The sequence below is a fragment of the bacterium genome, from assembly GCA_021158245.1.
Lineage (GTDB): Bacteria > Zhuqueibacterota > QNDG01 > QNDG01 > QNDG01 > QNDG01.
Genome location: JAGGVB010000061.1, coordinates 1 through 4114 on the forward strand (window position 1 = coordinate 1; position 4114 = coordinate 4114).

At 39.2% G+C, this 4114-nt stretch carries 4 protein-coding genes; all 4 read left to right on the forward strand.

Going from position 1 to position 4114, the window contains the following annotated elements; translation table 11 throughout:
- The coding region (lpxK, locus tag J7K93_03730) for a tetraacyldisaccharide 4'-kinase (GenBank protein ID MCD6116103.1) at positions 1-1015 on the forward strand (1015 nt) is incomplete at its 5' end.
- On the forward strand, positions 1006-2655 hold the full coding sequence (gene nadB / locus J7K93_03735; protein ID MCD6116104.1) for an L-aspartate oxidase: 1650 nt from the start codon (positions 1006-1008) through the stop codon (positions 2653-2655). The genes lpxK and nadB, both read left to right, overlap by 10 nt.
- 19 nt (positions 2656-2674) lie before the next feature.
- A complete protein-coding gene (locus J7K93_03740) occupies positions 2675-3511 on the forward strand; it encodes a TIM barrel protein (protein MCD6116105.1) in 837 nt (278 codons plus the stop codon).
- Between the two features lie 176 nt (positions 3512-3687).
- Positions 3688-3888 (forward strand): cold-shock protein, encoded by a 201-nt coding sequence (locus J7K93_03745; GenBank protein MCD6116106.1) that lies wholly within the window; start codon positions 3688-3690, stop codon positions 3886-3888.
- Positions 3889-4114 lie beyond the last annotated feature (226 nt).

Below are 4114 nucleotides of genomic sequence, written 5' to 3' on the forward strand. Positions count from 1 at the left end.
CGCAATCACAATCCGCAATATTCTTTATAATACTTCCATTTTAAAAATACACAGTGTTGATACACCTGTAATAAGTGTAGGAAACATTTCAGTAGGCGGTACAGGGAAAACCCCTCTTGTTGAATTTATTGCAGATAAATTATTAAAGGAAGGCCATAAGCCGGCAGTAATAAGCAGGGGATATAAAAGGAAGGGAAAAGGTATAATCACGGTTTTTGACGGCAGCAGGTTTCTAGTATCTCCCTCCCTTGCAGGAGACGAACCTTATCTCATTGCCAAAACTCTTTCAGAGATTCCGGTTGTAGTCGGAAGTAACAGGTACGATGCAGCTCTGTACACACAGAACTTATTCAACCCTGATGTTATTATTCTTGATGATGCATTTCAGCACAGACGTCTAAATAGAAATATTAATATTGTTATTATTGACTCCTCAAATCCCTGGGGTAACAGATCACTGCTTCCCGGAGGCCCCTTGCGGGAACCTCTGTCTTCTCTTAAGCGTGCAGATGTTGTAGTTTTATCAAGAGTAAATGAATCCGGAAATACAGATATAATTTTCAACAAAATCAGGCCTTACTATTCAGCACCTGTTGTACTTTCCGGGTATGTACCTGAATCATGGGTGGGATTAAATAATAATATAAAAGATATTGGAACTCTTAAGGGAAAGTCTGTTATTGCGTTTACCGCAACAGGGAATCCCGATTCTTTTCGAAGGACATTAAAAAACACATCTGTAAACATTGCAGACTTTATACATTTTAAGGATCATCACTGGTTCACACAAAAAGATATTAACCGGATAACTGACAAAGCAAAAGCTGTAAATGCCGAAGCTCTTGTAACAACGGAAAAAGACATGGTCAGGCTCTATGATACGGGAAAAACAGACCTTCCTGTTTACAGCCTGAGAATACGTGTTGACATTCTGCAGGGTATTAATTATTTTAATACGATTTTAGAAAACTGTTTTAAAAATAAAATAAATCCATTTGCGGAGAAATTCTTTTGAGTATCGAAACCGATTTTTTAATCATAGGCAGCGGTGCAGCAGGTTTGTCCTTTGCCTTAAGAGCAGCGAACAAAGGAACAGTGGCTGTTATAACTAAAAAACAGCGTGCTGACTCCAATACAAATTATGCGCAGGGCGGAATAGCTGCTGTTGTAGACCCTGAGGATTCTTTTGAAAGTCATGTTCAGGATACAATAAAGGCAGGTGTTGATCTCTGCTATAAGGATGCAGTTGAAGCAATTGTCAAAGAGGGCCCTCAAAGAATCTACGACCTCGTGGATTGGGGCGTACTTTTCACTCATTCCGAAAACGGCAGCGGATTTGATCTTGGAATGGAAGGAGGCCACTCCAAACCGAGAATAGTCCATGCAATGGATAAAACGGGCAACGCAGTGGAAACAGCTCTTCTTAATAAAGTTAAAAACCATCCCAACATTGAAGTTCATGAAAATCATATTGCTGTAGAATTAATTACAGAACATCACCTTACAGGAGGCGGAAAAACAACAAAAGACAAAACCCACTGCTGGGGAGCATATGCTCTTGACGGAGATACCGGTGAAGTAAAAACCTTCCTCGCAAAGGTTACTCTTCTTGCAAGCGGCGGTACCGGCCAGATATATCTTCATACGACAAATCCCTCCATTGCCACAGGTGACGGCATTGCAATGGCATACAGAGCAGGCGCGGCAATTGCAAACCTTGAATTTATTCAATTTCACCCGACTACACTCTACCATCCGGAAGGTGATTCATTTCTAATCTCTGAGGCAGTCAGAGGCTTTGGCGCTATTTTGCGCAATAAAGACGGCGAAGCCTTTATGAAGGGTTACCATGAAATGGCAGATCTCGCTCCAAGGGATATTGTTGCAAGAGCCATTGATGCTGAGATAAAACGCAGAGGCGATGTATGTGTTTTTCTGGACGTAACACATTTTGACGCTGAAAAAGTCAGGGAACGCTTTCCGCAGATAAACGAGAATTTAACAAAATTAAACATTGATATGACAAAAGAACCAATACCTGTGGTGCCGTCAGCTCATTACATGTGCGGAGGAGTTATCACTGACCTTGAGGGCAGGTCAACAATTGAAGGCCTTTACGTAACAGGTGAAACTGCATGTACAGGTGTGCATGGTGCTAACAGGCTTGCATCAAATTCACTTCTTGAAGCTCTTGTATTTTCAGAACGGGCATACAGGAATTCAATAAAATATATTGAAAGCCAGAATATTACAATTCCAAAAATACCGCACTGGAGTGACGAAGGAACTTTTGACCAGGAAGAGTGGGTGCTTATCTCTCATGACAGAAGGGAAATAAGGCGGCTTATGTGGGATTATGTCGGCATTGTCAGAAATACAGAGAGGCTCGCCCGTGCCGGAGACAGAATTAATCTGATTAAAAAGCAAGTTGAAGATTTTTACAAAGCAACGCGAGTAACACCGGAACTAATAGAACTCCGAAACATTGCATGTGTATCGTCCCTTGTCATAAGGTCAGCGCTATTCCGAAAGGAAAGCCGCGGCCTTCACTACACAACGGACTATCCTGAGAGAGATGATGCAAACTGGCAGGGCAACACAGTACTATGGCAGAATGCAATATCCCTAAAGCCTTTCTCACACTCATTTTCCTGATAAATCAGAGACAAGTATTATGGACATTGGATTTACATGCGACAAATACAGCACCTTTTCTCTTTCTCAAGTTGTAACTGTTTTTAAATTCCTTAAAATCAACTCTTTTGAATTTACCCTTTCCCTTTTTGATGAGCAGGATGATATTTTACATATTGTAAAAAATTCTAATATCAGGCTGCACCTCCCTAATTTCGGGGGACATGGATATGATTTTTCATCAGCTCTGCACAGATCTGAAATTAAACAGGACATTGAAAAAGTTAATATACTTGCTTCAAAATTTAATTTTTCATACGCTGTTTTTCATCCCCCCGAAATGGATAGAAAGCACATTTCTCTTGATCTCTATTGGAGCAGACTTAAGCAGATACCCATTCCTCTGCTTCTCGAAAATATAAGCATTCTTACTCCGCAGGAATTTTCAGAATTTTATCTGTCTGCAAAATCCCGGCTCGGTTCCAGAATTGCAGGACTTTGTTTTGATATCCCGCATGCCTTCGTAGCAGGGTATGATTGGAAAAAAATGTATCAGGAACATAGCGCCGATATAAAAGAGATACACCTTTCAGACTGTTATGAACATTCAGATGCACACATGCCTTTTAATATGGGGGTGTTATCTCTATCGGAAACACTAAATACATTACAAAAATATGGCTTTAACGGAGTTCTTAATTATGAAATAAAGCCTCCTTCGGCCCGGGATGTTGTTTATCTTTTTCAAACCTATAAAAAAACATTAGAATCAATTAACAAACCGCTTGCTTTATCCCTGAAATTAAAAATAAAACTTATCTCAGCAGCGGCAAGCAGCAAAAATCCGGTGATTCGAAATATTTTAAGGCTTTTTTAATGATTTTTATTTCATTAGATTAAATTATATATAACAAAAAAAATACTTGCTTTTATCTATAGTCAATTGTAACTTGCGTAAGTAAAGCAGGAGCATCCCATTTCTCAGGCTTATGCTTTTTAAAAGCTTGAGTTTTTGGTATGCAGTAAGTTTAGTTCCAAGAGAAAGGATAAGCAATGGAAAGTGGAACAGTCAAATGGTTCAACAATACTAAGGGATTCGGGTTCATTGAGAGAGATGAAGGTGATGATGTTTTTGTACATTACAGCGCCATTGAGGGTGACGGTTTCAAATCCCTTAAGGAAGGTGAACGAGTTGAATTTGAAATAGCTGATACACCAAAGGGTCCTCAAGCATCAAGCGTTAGGAAGATATAAATCGTTCGCTTAATTTTAATAATCAAAGCCCTGTCTTTTTTACAGACAGGGCTTTTTCATTCTCATTCTGCTATTAATTGTTTTACAAATATTTCATGCCTATCTGTAAAAATCGGTTTTTATTTTATTTGTAAGTTCCACTGCTTTAAGCTCTGTTTCATGCAAAAGAGAACGTGAATAATCCTCAAGATATAATTTTGCTTTTTGAAAATCCTTAGCCATGAGA